At 39.8% G+C, this 16,696-nt stretch carries 12 protein-coding genes; all 12 read left to right on the top strand.

Annotated features, from left to right (window positions below):
* Positions 1 to 77: 77 nt before the first annotated feature.
* Positions 78 to 2,312 (top strand): beta-N-acetylhexosaminidase, encoded by a 2,235-nt coding sequence (locus AC6CH7_RS09730; protein WP_498262511.1) that lies wholly within the window; start codon positions 78 to 80, stop codon positions 2,310 to 2,312.
* Positions 2,313 to 2,321: 9 nt separating this feature from the next.
* A complete protein-coding gene (locus AC6CH7_RS09735; protein WP_498262512.1) occupies positions 2,322 to 3,119 on the top strand; it encodes a HipA family kinase in 798 nt (265 codons plus the stop codon).
* Positions 3,097 to 3,483: a DUF3037 domain-containing protein gene (locus tag AC6CH7_RS09740; RefSeq protein WP_172663067.1), complete on the top strand. Its 387-nt coding sequence runs from the start codon at positions 3,097 to 3,099 to the stop codon at positions 3,481 to 3,483. The genes AC6CH7_RS09735 and AC6CH7_RS09740 overlap by 23 nt, the downstream gene beginning before the upstream one ends.
* A complete protein-coding gene (locus AC6CH7_RS09745; protein WP_498262513.1) occupies positions 3,483 to 5,390 on the top strand; it encodes an AAA domain-containing protein in 1,908 nt (635 codons plus the stop codon). Before AC6CH7_RS09740 ends, AC6CH7_RS09745 begins: the two co-directional genes overlap by 1 nt.
* 75 nt (positions 5,391 to 5,465) lie before the next feature.
* A complete protein-coding gene (gene epsC, locus AC6CH7_RS09750; protein ID WP_498262514.1) occupies positions 5,466 to 6,275 on the top strand; it encodes a serine O-acetyltransferase EpsC in 810 nt (269 codons plus the stop codon).
* Positions 6,276 to 6,325: 50 nt separating this feature from the next.
* Entirely contained in the window at positions 6,326 to 7,198 is an 873-nt protein-coding gene (cysM, locus tag AC6CH7_RS09755; RefSeq protein WP_498262515.1) for a cysteine synthase CysM, read from the top strand.
* A 133-nt stretch (positions 7,199 to 7,331) separates the two neighbouring features.
* Complete coding sequence (locus AC6CH7_RS09760) at positions 7,332 to 8,828, top strand: tagaturonate reductase (RefSeq protein WP_498262516.1); 1,497 nt, start codon at positions 7,332 to 7,334, stop codon at positions 8,826 to 8,828.
* 35 nt (positions 8,829 to 8,863) lie between these two features.
* Positions 8,864 to 10,237 carry an MFS transporter gene (locus AC6CH7_RS09765; protein WP_498262517.1) on the top strand — a complete coding sequence of 458 codons (1,374 nt, stop codon included), beginning with the start codon at positions 8,864 to 8,866 and terminating at the stop codon, positions 10,235 to 10,237.
* Positions 10,238 to 10,271: 34 nt separating this feature from the next.
* A complete protein-coding gene (locus tag AC6CH7_RS09770) occupies positions 10,272 to 11,897 on the top strand; it encodes an NADP-dependent glyceraldehyde-3-phosphate dehydrogenase (protein WP_498262518.1) in 1,626 nt (541 codons plus the stop codon).
* A gap of 191 nt (positions 11,898 to 12,088) precedes the next feature.
* On the top strand, positions 12,089 to 13,423 hold the full coding sequence (locus tag AC6CH7_RS09775; RefSeq protein ID WP_498262519.1) for an alpha-L-fucosidase: 1,335 nt from the start codon (positions 12,089 to 12,091) through the stop codon (positions 13,421 to 13,423).
* Between the two features lie 8 nt (positions 13,424 to 13,431).
* Positions 13,432 to 14,616, top strand: a complete 1,185-nt coding sequence (locus AC6CH7_RS09780; RefSeq protein WP_498262520.1) for an SGNH/GDSL hydrolase family protein — start codon at positions 13,432 to 13,434, stop codon at positions 14,614 to 14,616.
* Between the two features lie 8 nt (positions 14,617 to 14,624).
* Positions 14,625 to 16,673, top strand: a complete 2,049-nt coding sequence (locus AC6CH7_RS09785; protein ID WP_498262521.1) for an alpha-amylase family protein — start codon at positions 14,625 to 14,627, stop codon at positions 16,671 to 16,673.
* The last annotated feature ends 23 nt before the right edge of the window (positions 16,674 to 16,696 follow it).

The following is a 16,696-nucleotide window of genomic DNA, read 5'->3' on the forward strand; positions in this document are numbered from 1 at the left end:
TGTGTTAAGGGGACTAATTGCTTTCAATATCAAGCTAGTTCCTGAACCTAAACACACAACCTAAACTAAATATTACCATGAAGACCAGACTAACCAAATGGGTGATGCTCGGCGTACTGCTAATCAGTTCATTATCCATGTATGCTCAGTTCAATATTATCCCTCTTCCATCAAGTATCAAAGAAAACGGAGCCTCATTTACACTTAACGGTCAAACAAAAATATATTACGAGAAAGGCTTAAAACAACAGGCAGAACTACTTTATGCAGCACTATCGCCTGCAACAGGTTTTGATTTTGAAGTTTCAGATCAGAAGAAAGCTGCAAAAAATATAATCGTGCTAAAGGTTAGCAAAGGAGGTACTCCACTAGCCAAAACCGATGCGCTAAATAAAGAAAGCTATAAATTAAGCGTTAAAAACGATGTAATAACTATTGAGGGTACTAGTCCTGTTGGTGTTTTTTACGGTACACAAACCCTGTTACAGATGCTGCCTGCAGAGATTTATAACAAACAACTTCAAAGAAAAACCATTTGGAAAATTAAAGGAGCAGAGATTGCAGATGCACCCTCTTACGAATGGAGGGGAATGATGCTTGATGTTGCCCGTTATTTCTTCGGAAAGCATTTCGTGCTTAAGTTTATCGACATGATGGCGATGTATAAAATGAACGTTTTGCATTTCCACCTTACAGACGATGCCGGATGGCGCTTAGAAATTAAAAAATATCCAAAGCTGACTTCTGTAGGTGCATGGCGAAGTGAGGGTGCAGAACGTACTGGCGGCTATTACACCCAGGAAGATATTAAAGAAATAGTAGCCTATGCTACTGCCAGAAACGTAGATGTTATCCCGGAGATCGAAGTACCGGCCCATGCTTTAGCTTCGATAGCTGCTTATCCAGATTTGTGCTGTACTGGTGAACAATATACGGTTCAAACCCAGCATTCTATTAGCAAAGAGATTTACTGCGTTGGTAAAGAATCTACTTTTGATTTTCTGGCCGATGTGTTTAAAGAAACCTTTGCGTTGTTCCCTTCTAAATACATCCATATAGGTGGCGATGAAGCTCAATATGACCGTTGGAAAACCTGCCCGCATTGCCAAAAAAGAAAGAAAGAACTTGGTGTTCAAACAGAAAAAGAGATGCAGGTTTATTTTAACCAACGCATCCAGAAAATGGTAAAAGGATATGGCAAGACCATTGTTGGCTGGGACGAGATCATTGAAGATGGTCTAAAAGATAAAGCTGTTGGCATGATCTGGCACGATCAGAAAAAAGCCTTTAAAGCCTCAGAAGCCGGTCACTACTCTGTAATGGCATTAACCGGATATTGTTATTTCGACGTTGCAGAAAGCAACATCCCGGGCGAGGTAAAAGCGGCAACATGGTTGCAGCCAATTTCTTTAGAAAAAGCTTACCAATTAAACCCAATGCTCGAAGGTTTAGATCCTAAATACCGTCCGCAGATATTAGGAGCAGAGGCTACATTATGGTCAGATCAGTTCATTCACGGTACGGTGCTTCAGGAAATTGCTGCGATAAACGAAGATCGTTCAGAAAAATATTTTGAATACTTAACCTTCCCAAGAATGTCGGCCTTAGCAGAAGTTTGCTGGACACCATATGAAAAGCAATCATGGCCTGATTTCGAAAAAAGAATAAGAACTCATTACAAATGTTACGACAACGCAGGCTTTGGGTATCGTGTGCCTGTGCCTAAATTGATCAGCAATGAAAAAGGCGCAAACGGCTTTACCATAGAACTGGAAAGTGATGTTCAAGGTGCAGAGATCAGGTATACTACAGATGGTACCCGTGCAAATGTATATTCTCCGGTTTATACACAGGCAGTTACTGTACCTAAATTATCTGATTTTAGTGCCATTACTGTGGTAAACCGCAATCAATACTCGCTTCCGCTTTATTTCCCTGAGAAATACGACAAGTTTAAAAAGTATGGTCAACTGGTTGCAGAATGGAAACCATCATCAGTAAAAGGAAAAGATTTTGGAACTTTTGAAATCAATGCAACCGGAAAGATCAATGAAAACGGCGAGTATGTACTTTCATTTTGGTATACAGAAGGTCATTCGCGTTTAGAGATCAAATCCGTTGAGCTTTATAAAAACGGTGTTAAGATAGCAGAGGATGTTCATGATGGCTACACCGGATCTAGCCAGGAAAATAATCAATATAAATTTAAGGTTGATGCTTACGAAACAGGAGCGGCCTTTAGTATAAAAGCTGTGGTAAGGGGCGATGTTGACAATGATTCGAATGGTGCTGTTTTTATTAAAAAACAGTAATTTCGTGGCATGAATAAAATCCATCCTCAATTGAGGACTGTTAATGTAATTCGATATGTAACGCCTTTGCGCGAAGGAGGCTCCATGCCTGCCATTGCAGAGGCCGACGACGAATTTCTATATGTATTAAAGTTTCGGGGTGCCGGGCAGGGTATAAAAGCCCTTATTGCAGAAATTATTGGAGGCGAAATTGCCAGGGCACTTGGATTTAAAGTGCCCGAAATAGTTTTTGCAAATTTAGACGAGGCCTTTGGTCGTACCGAACCTGATGAAGAGATTCAAGACTTGCTTAAAGCCAGTATCGGCTTAAATTTAGCTTTGCACTATCTTTCGGGAGCAATAACATTCGATCCAACGGTTACTACTGTTGATGCCAGATTAGCATCACAAATTGTATGGTTAGATTGTTTATTAACCAATATGGATCGTACTGCGCGCAACACCAATATGCTGATCTGGCATAAAGAGTTGTGGCTGATAGACCACGGCGCATCTTTATACTTCCATCATTCGATGCAAAACTGGGAAGAACAGGCTGTAAGGCCGTTTGCATTAGTTAAGGATCATGTATTGTTGCCGCACGCAAGTGAGCTAGAGGAAGTAGATGCAGCGTTTAAGGCAATCCTAACTAACGGACTGATTAGCTCGGTTGTATCATTGATTCCGGATCAGTGGCTGATAGATGAATCTGGTCAGGAAACTACAGAAGAACGCAGACAGGTTTATAGTCAGTTCTTGATTTCAAGGGTTGCTAATTCAGAGGTTTTTGTAAAAGAAGCACAAAATGCAAGAGAGTCACTTATTTGAGTACGCCGTTATTCGTGTGGTTCCAAGGGTTGAACGCGAAGAATTCATTAATGTGGGTGTGGTGCTGTATTGTGCAAAACAAAAATTTTTAAAAGCGCTGATTTCTTTAGATGAAAGCAGGCTAGAAGTGTTTAAGGCTGATCTGGACTGTGATGTGCTAAAAGCCAATCTTATCGCTTTTGAGCGCATTTGTGCAGGAGAAAAGGATAGTGGCCCAATTGGTAAATTGGATGCCGCCTCGCGCTTTAGATGGCTTACTGCTACACGAAGTACTGTTGTGCAGGCATCAAAAGTACATCCCGGATTTTGTAAGGATGCAATGGAAACGCTTAATAAGCTACACGAACAGCTTGTGCTTTTATAATGGAGTATTTTAAAAAGCTCCTCGATTTACTTAAAATTGAGCGACAGGAAGATCTTGATTCTTACCTGCGATTGACAGCATCGGCCTCAGTAGCTGACCGTCGTGAAAATGGATTAACATGGTATCCCATTGCTATTCGTGGTTCTGAAACGAGTAGGGGCGATTACCTTACTGTTGAGGTTGAACGTACTACCCATCATGATATTTCACACCAGCTTAGGTTTGGTGCGTCGGCAGTTTTGTTCTCTAATCACGATCCTAAAAATGACAGGGTCGAAGGAACAATTAGCCACCAGAGCGGAAACAAGTTAAAAATAACACTACTAACAGAAGAACTACCTGATTGGGCCAGCGATGGTAAATTGGGTATAGATCTGCTGTTTGACGACAATAGCTATAATGAAATGCAAAATGCGCTTAAACAAGCGCAGAAACCCAAAGAGAAAGCTGCAGATTCAGTTTTAACGGATGTATTAACAGGGCAAAAGGCACCTACGTTTGATACCAGTTTAACAAACATCGTTATCCCCAAGTTAAACCCTGTTCAGCAAAAAGCAGTTAACAAGATCTTACAGGCACAGGAGCTGGCTATAGTTCATGGTCCGCCGGGAACCGGTAAAACAACCACGCTTGTACAGGCCATTAAAACTTTAATTGCTAAAGATGGTCAGAAAGTACTGGTTGTTGCACCAAGCAACACGGCGGTGGATTTGCTAAGTGAAAAGCTTGCCGAGGAGGGACTGAATGTATTGCGTGTGGGTAATCCGGCAAGGGTTTCTGAACGTCTGGCATCCTTAACCATGGATAGTAAAGTTGCTGAACATAGTGCAACCAAAGACCTGCGATCGCTTAAAAAACAGGCCAATGAGTACAAGAATATGGCTCATAAGTATAAGCGCAATTTCGGGCGTGCAGAGCAGCAGCAACGCAAAGCGCTGTTTAATGAGGCGCACAAAATTATGAAAGAGGTGAACAATGCAGAGCAATACATTATTGATGATGTTGTGGCAAAAGCCCAGGTCATTACTGCTACCTTAATTGGCGCCAACCATTATACCGTTAGAGAGGTTAAATATAAAACTGTTGTGATTGATGAAGCCGGACAAGCTTTGGAACCTGCTTGCTGGGTACCAATATTAAAGGCAGAAAAGGTGGTGTTGGCCGGCGATCATTGTCAGCTGCCACCAACCATTAAATCTACACAGGCGGCAAAAGATGGTCTAAGCAATACCCTAATGGAAAAATGCACGGTAATGCATCCCGAAGCGGTTGTTTTGCTAGAGGAACAGTACAGAATGAATACACAGATCATGGGCTACCCGTCTTCAGTATTCTATAACAATAAATTAACCGCACATCCCAACGTTGCAAACAGGTTGTTGTTTGCAGAAGAATCTCCCTTAGAATTTGTGGATACTGCAGGTTGCGGTTTTGACGAGAAACCGGAAGGAACCAGTACCACCAACTCCGAGGAGGCAGTGTTTTTATTGAAACATTTAACACAACTGGTTGCCAAACTTAATGACCATTATACGGTTGCTAACTTTCCCACAATAGCCATTATTTCTCCATATAAACAACAGATTGCTATACTTAATAACCTGATCACAGGATCTGAAGAATTAATGGTGTACAGAAGTAAAATCAGTATTAATACCATTGATAGTTTCCAGGGGCAGGAGCGAGACATCGTTTACATTGGCTTAACCAGAAGCAATACAGATGGTGCAATAGGATTTTTGGCCGATACCAGAAGGATGAACGTGGCCATGACAAGGGCCAGAAAGAAGCTGGTAGTTATTGGTGATAGTGCTACACTCTCCAGATCAGCATTTTATTCTGATTTTATCAGCTATGCTGAACAATGTAACGCCTATATAAGCGCATGGGAGTTTGTCGGTTTTTAATCACTTAAATAATGAAATTAGCAGGATTGTGATTAATTTCATTTCTTTACACTAAAATCAAACATCACTCTTAAAATGAACGAGGAATTTTATCTTCATATATATAACAAACAGCTTCAAATTGAGGCTGTGCCATCCAATCAGGAAGTTGCTGAATGGGCAATGAATTTAATGAATTTGTTGTATCCAGAGCGTTTAACCTCGCCGGATTATTCAATTAATGAGATTAAGCGTTTCTTCTTAAAGCAAGAAAAAGAGCTGGTAAGAATATTAAATGCCACTAAAGCTTGTGAGCATAGCGATAATGAAGCAATAGCCAGAAAGATTTTTGAGAGTGTACCGGAGTTGTACAGAAGAATGAATACAGATATTTCTGCAATTCTGGAGGGCGATCCGGCTGCTAAGAGTGAGTTTGAAATCATCAGGAGTTATCCTGGTTTCCTTGCAATTGCATTGTATAGAATTGCGCATGCGTTGTTACAAGCCGAAATTCCTATTGTACCCAGAATCCTTACCGAATATGCACATTCCATTACCGGTATAGATATTCACCCCGGTGCGGTAATAGGCGAGTATCTTTATATTGACCACGGAACAGGCCTGGTTATTGGAGAAACTACCGTTATCGGGAATTACGTAAAGCTATATCAGGGCGTAACCCTTGGGGCGCTTAGTGTAGAGAAATATATGGTGGGTATTAAAAGGCATCCAACAATAGAAGATCATGTAATTATTTATTCGGGCGCAACCATTTTAGGTGGCGATACGGTTATCGGGCACGATTGTATTATAGGTGGAAACGTTTGGTTAACTAAAAGCGTGCCTCCACATTCAACCGTATATCATCAGTCGGCAGTTAAGGTTATCGAAACAAAGCAACCTTAAAAATTCAGTCTTTAATAAAATTGTAAATCAGAGTAAAGCGTAGTTTAATAATGGGAAATATTGTTGAGTTTGTTGGAAACACACCACTTGTAGAAATTCAGAGGTTACATACTAATCCGAACGTTAAAATTTTTGCCAAGCTGGAAGGGAACAATCCCGGAGGCAGTGTAAAAGATAGGGCAGCATTAAACATGATTCGTAGTGCAATGGATCGCGGAGACATTAAAAAAGGAATAAAACTGATTGAAGCCACAAGCGGAAACACAGGTATTGCTTTAGCCATGATTGCTTCTATTTATGATCTGGAAATTGAGTTGGTGATGCCTACTAATTCAACACGCGAACGTACCCTAACTATGGAAGCATACGGGGCAAAGGTTACTTTGCTTGAATCTATTGAAGTATGCAGGGATTATGCAGAGGAGAAAGGCGCACAGCCGGGTTATTTCTTATTAAACCAGTTTTCTAATCCAGATAACTACCTGGCTCATTATAAAACCACCGGTCCTGAGATCTGGAAAGATACCAATCAGCAGATTACCCACTTTGTAAGCTCAATGGGCACAACCGGCAGTATTATGGGGAATTCCATGTTCTTAAAAGAGAAGAACCCCGATATACAGATTGTAGGTTGCCAGCCAACTGAAGAATCGTCGATTCCCGGAATCAGAAGATGGCCAGAAGCTTATCTGCCAAAGATCTTTGATCCGAGCAGGGTAGATAGGGTAATGGATGTTTCTCAGCAGGAAGCCACAGAATTTGCACGTAAACTTGCCAAAGTAGAAGGTATATTTGCAGGTATGAGTACCGGCGGTGCACTTGCCTGTTCATTAAGATTGGCCGAAGAACTGGAATCGGGACTAATTGTTTTCATTGCATGCGATAGGGGCGACCGCTATTTGAGCAGTGATCTTTTTGGCTAGTGCATTTCTTACAGATTTAGCAGGCAATTGTAACAGATTGTAACGATAACGATTGCGTAAATAATTTCCTCTTAAAACATTCATTCTTTATAATATTTATGTAGAATTGTTTTAGACAGAGCGAAATTTCAACATGACTATTTCTAAAGATATTTTAAAGACCATAAAAAATGAAAACGTTATCATTCCTGATAACACATTACTAAATCTTCCTGAAAAGGTATTACAGTTTGGAACCGGTGTTTTATTACGCGGGCTTCCAGATTATTTTATTGATAAAGCCAATCGCAAAGGCGTATTTAATGGCAGGGTAGCTGTTGTTAAATCGACCAGTAAAGGCGACCTTAAAGATTTTAATGAGCAAAATGGCTTGTATACAATCAGCGTAAGGGGGCTGGAGAACGGACAAACCGTTAAAGAGAATATCATATCCTCATCTATCAGCAGGGTTTTATCGGCCGATAAGGAATGGAGCGAGATATTAAAAATCGGACAAGATCCTGTTTTACAGGTTGTTGTTTCCAATACAACTGAGGTTGGTATTACCTTGCTAAAAGAAAGTATTGATTTAGCTCCTCCGGTTTCTTTTCCTGCAAAGTTATTAGCAGTCTTGTATGCACGATATAAAGCGCTTGGCGATACCAACGCTGCTGATATTGTGATTATAGCTACAGAACTAATTCCTGAAAATGGAAAGAAATTAGAGTCAATTGTATTTGAACTGGCAGATTTTAATAAGCTTGAACCTGAATTTGTAAGCTGGCTTAAAGCGCATGCTCATTTCTGCAATTCTCTGGTTGATAGGATTGTTCCCGGTAAGCCTGATGTTGCAACTTTAGAAAAGCTAGAGGAACAGTTAGGTTACAGTGACAACTTGCTGATCATGGCCGAACCTTACCGTTTATGGGCTATTGAAGGTGATGAAAAGGTAGCTAAGTTACTGAGCTTTAAAGAAGTTGATAAAGGCGTAATTGTAAAACCTGATATAGAAATATACAGAGAATTAAAAGTGAGATTATTGAACGGTTCGCATACCCTATCATCCGGAATCGCCTTTTTATCTGGCATTGATACGGTAACAAATGCTATGAATGATCAGGCCATAAAAAGCTATATCACAAAGGTAATGCAATCAGAAATTGTTCCTGCAATACCTTACGAGGTTCCCGGCGATGAAGCCATGGTTTTTTCAGCCGCCGTTCTGGATAGGTTTGCAAATCCTTACATTAAACATTTATGGATCAATATTACTTTTCAGTATACCATGAAAATGAAAATCAGGATTTTACCTGTTTTAAACCAGTATTATAAGCTATTTAATAAGGTTCCATCAAGTATCGCTTTCGGCTTTGCTGCATTCTTATGTTTCATGAGAACTCAAAAAAAGGAAGAAAATCAGTACTTTGGGCAACACGATAGTAAAGAATACCCGATTACTGATGATCAGGCTGCTTATTTCTATGAAAAAAGCAAGTTAAATGAAGCTGAGTACGTAAGCTCAGTACTGTCAGATCAGCAGTTATGGGAAACCGACCTATCGAGCCTTAAAGATTTTATTAAAACAGTAGAAGAAAATTATAACAACATAAAAACCTTTGGCATTACAGAAGCACTAGCCAAAACCAAATAAAAAAAACAACCCAACCGAATACTAAACCAAATATAATGAACGAAAAAAAAGTAGGTAATTACAGGTGGACTATCTGTGCATTATTATTTTTCGCAACTACTGTGAATTATCTTGATCGACAGGTGTTAAGCTTACTTAAACCACATCTAGAAGAGATTTTTGGCTGGAGCAACAGCGATTATGCAAACATTGCTTCTGTTTTTCAATTTGTTTACGCTATATCGATGCTTTTTGCAGGGCGGATAATCGACAAACTTGGAACTAAAAAAGGATATGCCTGGGCCATCATTATTTGGTCGGTAGGTGCAGTTATACACGCCTTTGCTATTCCAATAGGTCAAAGCGTCTCTACAGTACTTGGCTTTATGGGTATTGGCGTTGCCTCTGTTTCTATTGTAGGTTTTATGGTTGCCAGAGCAGTATTAGGATTTGGCGAGGCTGGGAATTTTCCGGCTGCAATTAAAGCTACTGCAGAGTATTTTCCTAAAAAGGAAAGATCTTTTGCTACCGGATTTTTTAACGGAGGTACCAATATTGGTGCCGTATTAGCGCCTTTAAGTGTTCCGTTTATTGCAGCAAAATGGGGCTGGGAAGCCGCCTTTTTATTTATAGGTGCAATAGGCTTCTTGTGGCTTATATTTTGGTATAAATATTATGAAAAACCGGAAGAACAAAAAAGACTTTCGGCCGAAGAGCTTGCTTATATCAAAGCAGATGATGTTGATACCAGAGTTATCAATAGTGAAGGTGTAGCTGAAGAAACAAAAGTATCGTGGTTTAAACTACTTACATACAGACAAACCTGGGCTTTTGCTGTAGGTAAATTCATGACTGATGGTGTTTGGTGGTTCTTCCTGTTCTGGTTGCCTGCTTATTTGAAAGATCAGTATGGCATGATGGATACTCAGATTATGCTCCCTCTAGCGGTACTATATAGTATGACAATGGTTGGAAGTATTGGCGGTGGCTGGTTCCCAATGTATTTTATTAAGAAGGGATATGAGCCATATGACGGCCGTATGAAAGCAATGTTAATGATTGCAGTAATTCCGCTTGTGGTGCTTGCTGCACAGCCTTTGGGCCATATATCTTTCTGGATGCCTGTATTGTTAATTGGTGTTGGTGCATCTGCACACCAGGCATGGTCGGCAAACTTGTTTACTACAGTTTCCGATATGTTTCCTAAAAAAGCAATTGGTTCAGTTGTAGGTATAGGTGGTATGCTGGGCGGTCTTGGCGGTGTGGTTATGACCAAACTAGGCGGTGGGTTATTTGACCATTATAAGGCTTTAGGACATATTGACACAGGTTATACAATTATGTTTACGATATGTGCTGTTGCATACCTTGTGGCCTGGGTAATAATGAAAGCATTAGTTCCAAAATACAAAGTAATTAGTGATCTTTAACATATAATCTATTTTAATCTCTAACTATATATTAATGACTTTTAAAGATCATCTTGACTCGATTTTTGTTGAGGAACGCGACATCCCAGAAGAATTCAGGTTAACCGCAGAGGTTCATCAACGAGAATATTTAAGTAACGGAAAAATGCATTCCTGGAACGGAGAAGTACATGAGGTACTTTCGCCAATTTGCATTAAAACTTCAACAGGACTAAAGCGCAAAGTAATTGGCACTTATCCTTTATGCAATGAAGCCGAAGCTTCGGAAGCTTTAAAGGCTGCAGTTAATGCTTATAACAATGGAAGAGGCGAATGGCCGACCATGAGCGTTGCTGATCGGATTATCTGCGTAGAGAAGTTTACGCACAAAATTATTGAAAAGAAAGACGAAGTAGTTAAACTATTGATGTGGGAGATTGGTAAATCTCATGCAGACTCGCTTAAAGAGTTTGACCGTACGGTAGAGTATATTTATGCAACAATTGATGCACTGAAAGACCTTGATCGTCAGTCGTCTAAGTTTAGTATTGAACAGGGTATTGTTGCACAGATCAGACGCTCTCCTTTGGGTGTGGTTTTATGTATGGGGCCATTCAATTATCCATTGAATGAGACCTTTACTACTTTAATTCCGGCCCTTATAATGGGCAATACTTTATTGTTTAAACCACCAAAACATGGTACTTTATTACATTATCCTTTGTTGGAGGCATTTAGAGACAGTTTCCCCAAAGGCGTAGTAAACACCATATACGGTCGCGGTAATAAGATCATTCCTAACCTGATGAAATCGGGTGATATAAATGTGTTAACCCTTATTGGCTCAAGTAAGGTAGCCAATGAACTTAAAAAGTTGCATCCTAAAGTAAACCGTTTACGCGCAATACTTGGTTTGGATGCTAAAAATGCAGCCATTATAACTGCAAATGCTGATGTGAAGTTGGCAGTTCAGGAAACTGTACTTGGATCTTTATCGTTTAACGGACAAAGATGTACTGCGTTAAAAATTGTATTTATACATCGCAGCCTTGCTGATGTGTTTTTAAAGGAGCTTTCTGAAGCTGTTGCGCAGCTTAAATTTGGAATGCCATGGGAGCATGGTGTATCATTAACTCCTTTACCTGAACCTCATAAACCAGCTTATATACAGGAGTGTATTGCTGATGCAATAGCCAATGGTGCCCATGTGATAAATGAAAACGGTGGTGCTACAAATGAATCGTTTGTGTTCCCTGCAATTGTTTATCCGGTTAAAAAAGGTATGAAATTATATACCGAAGAGCAGTTTGGCCCGGTTATTCCGGTTGTCCCTTTTGACGATCTGGAAGAAACTATTGAGTACCTTATCGAATCTACGCACGGCCAACAGGTAAGTATTTTTAGTAACGATGATGAAGAAATAGCGGAACTTATTGATCCTTTGGTGAATCAGGTGAGCAGGGTAAATGTGAATTGCCAGTGTCAGCGTGGTCCGGATGTATTTCCGTTTACCGGCAGAAAAGATAGTGCCGAGGGTACGCTTTCTGTAGTAGATGCTTTAAGATCGTTTTCTATAAGATCACTAGTCGCCACCAAGCTAAATGAAAACAACAAGCATTTGATAAATGCAATTGTTGATAGTAACAGCTCTAACTTTTTGAGCACAAAGTATTTGTTTTAAAGACGGTCTAATTGTTATCTAGACCATTCCGTCCATCTCGACCGAGGGGACGGAATAGTCAGATGACGGAGTAGTCGAATGACAGAATGGTCCAATAACGGAGTGTGCTAAAATTGCTTAATGAATTGACATAATAATAGAATTATTAATATCTAATATCCTTTTCTTTGCTATAACCAAATTACTAATGTATGAAAAAGTTAAATTTGCTTATTATCGGATTGGTTATGTCAGTTTCGGTATTTGCACAAAAAGGTTATTTAAAAGAGTCTGAAGCCGCTAAAACCCAGCGTATGCAATGGTGGCAGGATGCTACTTTCGGTATGTTTATTCACTGGGGTTTATATGCAGTTCCGGCCGGAGAATATAATGGTAAAAGCGGAGGAGCAGAGTGGATTATGGAAACACATAACATTCCAACTGCCGAATATGAAAAATATGCTGCTCAATTTGATCCACAGAAGTTTGATGCTAAAAAATGGGTAGAGATTGCTAAATCTGCAGGTGCTAAATATATCGTTATCACTTCTAAACACCACGACGGTTTTAGTCTTTGGGACAGTAAAGTGACCAAGTATGATATCATGGATGCTACTCCCTTTAAAAGAGATATTTTAAAAGAACTTTCTGATGCATGTAAAGCTGCCGGAATTAAGTTCGGATTGTATCATTCTATTATGGACTGGCATCAGCCAAATGCTAACCCTAAGCAAAAACCAGACGTAAAACCAGATTTTAATAAATACAGAGAAGAGTATTTAAAGCCTCAACTGGCTGAATTGATCAAGAAATACGATCCAACTATTTTATGGTTTGATGGAGAATGGATTCCTGAATGGACAGAAGAGCAGGGAAAAGACCTTTACAATTATCTGCGTAACCTTAAACCTTCTTTGGTGATAAACAACCGCATCGGTAAAGCGCGCGGAGGCATGGAAGGTATGAATAAGTACCAGGATGCTGCCGGTGATTTCGGAACTCCAGAACAAGAGATTTTAAAAACCAATTCTCAAGACTATTGGGAAAGCTGCATGACAATTAACAACAACTGGGGCTTTGCTAAGTACGATCAAAACTGGAAATCGGCACAAGTGCTTATCGATAACCTTGTTGATGTAGCAGCTAAAGGGGGTAATTACTTATTAAATGTTGGCCCTACCGCCGAAGGTGAGATTCCTGCACCAAGCATAGAGCGTCTGGGAGAAATGGGCAAGTGGTTGGATATTAACAAACAAGCCATTTACGCTACCAAAGGTATAGAAAACTACAAGCAAGGCGATAACATCAGATTTACTCAAAGTAAGGATGGTAAAAGCACTTATGTGATCTTTAACAAGGCCGAAAATAACGAACTGATTTTAACGGCGGTTCAGCCAAAAGAAGGTTCAAAAGTTTATATGCTTGGAGTAAATAAGCCTCTGGAATGGACTAAAAACAACGATTCTGTTGTTGTAAAACTACCAACTGGGTTGCCTGGTAAATATGCGTGGACTTTAAAAATTCAAAGTTCTTCTAATTCAAAATAGATTTTTAAATGAGAAAGTTTGTACTGTGTTTTTTAGTGGGTTTAGCTTGTAGTGTTTCAGTTATTGCACAGGTTAAAACCTTACCATTTAGCAAGTATATTACAGAAAGAAAAGGTCTCCCGAATGCTTATAATGCTATTTCTGTAAAGAAAAATGCTACTGTAGCTTTTCTGGGAGGTTCTATAACTTATAATAGTGGCTGGCGAGATAAGGTATGCGCTTATTTAAAAGAGCGTTTTCCGGCTACAAAATTTCATTTTATTGCGGCTGGCATCCCTTCGTTGGGAAGCTTGCCGCATACCTTCAGAATAAGCAGGGAGCTGCTGGATTCAGGTAAAATAGATCTTCTGTTTCTAGAGGCGGCAGTGAACGATCAGGTTAACGGAACGGATAGTGTTACACAAGTTCAGTCGCTTGAAGGCATTGTTAGGCACGCCAAAACCAGTAACCCGTTAATGGATATTGTGATGATGTCGTTTGCTGATCCTGATAAGACAAAATTGTACGATTCGGGAGTTGCGCCTACCTCGGTAGCCAACCATGAGCTAATTGCCGGTCATTATCAATTGCCTTCTATTAACCTGGCTAAGGCAATACGAGATAAGCTGGCAAATAATGAGTTTAGCTGGGAAAAGGATTTTAAAGACCTGCATCCATCGCCATTTGGTCAGGAATTGTATTTTGAAGCCATAAAAGACCTGTTGTCATCCAGCCTAAGTAAAGCTAAGCAGCAAAAGGCTACAAAATTGCCTGCTTTATTAAATAAAGGAAGTTTTACCCGCGGAAGGTATCTTAGTATAGAAACTGCCGAAAATAAAAGCGGCTGGGAACTGGTAAAGAGTTGGACACCAGAAGATGGCTTGGGTACCCGCCCGGGTTTTGTAAAAGTGCCTATGCTAGTTAGTACAGTGGCCAGATCATCTTTTACATTAAAATTTAAAGGCACTGCAATTGGAATGGCCATAGTATCAGGCGCTGATGCCGGTATTGTTAGCTATTCAATTGATAATGGTGCCGAAAAACAACTTGATTTGTTTACACAATGGAGCAAATCTTTACATTTGCCCTGGTATGTTTTATTTGGGAGCAATTTAGTCGATACTGATCACGTATTAAAAGTTACTGTCAGCGCAGAAAAGAACCAGAATAGTAAAGGAACTGCCTGTAGAATAGTGAACTTTTTAATTAATTAGTCCCAATCATGCTCAAACGCATCTTTATTTTCTCTCTCGTATTGCTTGTATCCTCTGTTAAAGGTTTCTATTTTGATAGAAAAGGTAATGATCCTCAGACTGTTAATATTCCTTACGGAGCGGAATCGGGTATTGTATATAACCTAAGTTCAGGTACTTATGAGGTGTTTGCAAACAAGAAAAAAATAATAGCTGATGCGTATGCCCTTGTTAAAAATAAGGAGCAATCTATAAGCAGTAAAGATTATGAGCTGATTAAGTACTCGGAAACGGCTGTTAAAGACAAGTTCGGAGTTGGTAAGAAATACACCATAATCTTGACTAAAAGTGGCTTGCCGCAGATGGAACAGATATTTTATGTTTATCCCGGTCACGATTACTTTTTTACTGAAGTTTCTTTAAAAGGCAGTAATGTTAAGAGCAATTATATGGCCCCGCTGATTTCCAACAGCGCAAGTATTCAGGCCAAAGGCGATAACCGAACGCTTTTTGTTCCTTTTGATAACGATACTTTTATCCGTTATAATGCAAAATCTATGGGTACTGCCGTAGTAGAAAACACAAGTGCAGAAGTGGGCGCGGTGTATGAAAACCATAGCAGAAAAGGGTTGATATTAGGCTCCGTAGAGCATTTAATTTGGAAAACAGGGGTGCTGACCAAAGGAATTGGTGATGACCTATCTGAACTGCGCATTTGGGGCGGATATACAGACGAGAAAGTGACTAGGGATAAAACAATCCATGGTTCTATTTCCGGTTCCGTTGTAAAGTCGCCAAAGATATTTGTAGGTTACTTTACTGATTGGAGAATCGGATTGGAAGCTTACGGCAAGGCAAACAGAATTGCAGAGCCTCCTTTTGTTTTTAACTGGACAAAGCCGGTTCCTTTTGGATGGAACAGCTGGGGCGTTATTCAGGAAAAATTGACCTATGAAAAGGCGGTAAAAAACGTTGATTTTTTTGCAAATGAGCTTCCAAAGTTTAGAAATGGTGAAACTGCATATATAGATCTTGATTCATTTTGGGACAATTTTACCGGCGGTATGCGTGGCAGTTATAGCAAATTGGAAGAATTTGCTGATTACTGCAAACAAAAAGGTTTACAGCCTGGGGTGTATTGGGCACCGTTTACCGACTGGGGTTTTAAATCTGGGGGCGATAGAGAGGCTGAGGGCAGTAAATATAAATTCAGTGAGATGTGGACTAAGATTGGCGGCAATTATCATGATTTTGATGGCGCCAGAGCACTTGATCCTACACATCCGGGAACCAAGAAAAGAATCGATTATATTATTGATAAGCTAAAGGCATGTGGTTTTAAAATGATCAAGATTGACTTTTTAGGCCATGCTGCCGCTGAGTCGGATGTTTTCTATGATAATTCTGTTACCACAGGGATGCAGGCTTATAAAGTTGGTATGGAGTACCTTATCGATAGGATGGATGGGCAGATGCTTGTTTATGCTGCTATATCTCCAAACTTGGCTACGGGAAGGTATGCACACATTAAAAGGATTGCTTGTGATGCCTGGAAGTCCATTAAAGATACTGAGTATACTTTAAATAGTGTTAATTACGGATGGTGGCAAACTTATGTTTACAATTTTGTAGATGCAGATCATATTGTATTTGCCAGTGAGAAAGAGGGGGTAAACAGAGCAAGGTTAACATCGGGCTTAATTAGCGGAACATTGATATTGGGTGATGATTTTTCGTCGTCAGGGATATGGAATGAAACGGCTAAGAAATTGTTGCAGAACGAGGAATTATTGGCCATACCAAGAGCAGGCGTTGCTTTTATGCCTGTAAACGGAAATACAGGTGAGCAATCTAACGAGTTGTTTGTTAGAAAGATAGGGGGGAGTTTGTATCTGGCAATTTTAAACTTTGAGGGTAAAAAAAAGATTTTTACGGTTCCTCTGGATAGATTGGGTATTAAAAAGTCAGGTTACAAGGCAAAAGAACTCTTTTCTGGTAAGGGTTTTGAGATTAATAGAACGCTTAAGTACGAGCTGAATGGAGCTGATGCTACAATTATTAAAATGGAATTACAATAGTTTAATAATTGATGTAAAGTGCT

This window comes from Pedobacter sp. GQ55 (genome assembly GCF_059758925.1).

What these genes read in the sequence shown, in the direction of transcription:
- AC6CH7_RS09730 (WP_498262511.1), top strand. Translation starts at nt 78, where the DNA reads ATGAAGACCAGACTAACCAAATGGGTGATGCTCGGCGTACTGCTAATC.
- AC6CH7_RS09735 (WP_498262512.1), top strand. Translation starts at nt 2,322, where the DNA reads ATGAATAAAATCCATCCTCAATTGAGGACTGTTAATGTAATTCGATAT.
- AC6CH7_RS09740 (WP_172663067.1), top strand. Translation starts at nt 3,097, where the DNA reads ATGCAAGAGAGTCACTTATTTGAGTACGCCGTTATTCGTGTGGTTCCA.
- AC6CH7_RS09745 (WP_498262513.1), top strand. Translation starts at nt 3,483, where the DNA reads ATGGAGTATTTTAAAAAGCTCCTCGATTTACTTAAAATTGAGCGACAG.
- epsC (WP_498262514.1), top strand. Translation starts at nt 5,466, where the DNA reads ATGAACGAGGAATTTTATCTTCATATATATAACAAACAGCTTCAAATT.
- cysM (WP_498262515.1), top strand. Translation starts at nt 6,326, where the DNA reads ATGGGAAATATTGTTGAGTTTGTTGGAAACACACCACTTGTAGAAATT.
- AC6CH7_RS09760 (WP_498262516.1), top strand. Translation starts at nt 7,332, where the DNA reads ATGACTATTTCTAAAGATATTTTAAAGACCATAAAAAATGAAAACGTT.
- AC6CH7_RS09765 (WP_498262517.1), top strand. Translation starts at nt 8,864, where the DNA reads ATGAACGAAAAAAAAGTAGGTAATTACAGGTGGACTATCTGTGCATTA.
- AC6CH7_RS09770 (WP_498262518.1), top strand. Translation starts at nt 10,272, where the DNA reads ATGACTTTTAAAGATCATCTTGACTCGATTTTTGTTGAGGAACGCGAC.
- AC6CH7_RS09775 (WP_498262519.1), top strand. Translation starts at nt 12,089, where the DNA reads ATGAAAAAGTTAAATTTGCTTATTATCGGATTGGTTATGTCAGTTTCG.
- AC6CH7_RS09780 (WP_498262520.1), top strand. Translation starts at nt 13,432, where the DNA reads ATGAGAAAGTTTGTACTGTGTTTTTTAGTGGGTTTAGCTTGTAGTGTT.
- AC6CH7_RS09785 (WP_498262521.1), top strand. Translation starts at nt 14,625, where the DNA reads ATGCTCAAACGCATCTTTATTTTCTCTCTCGTATTGCTTGTATCCTCT.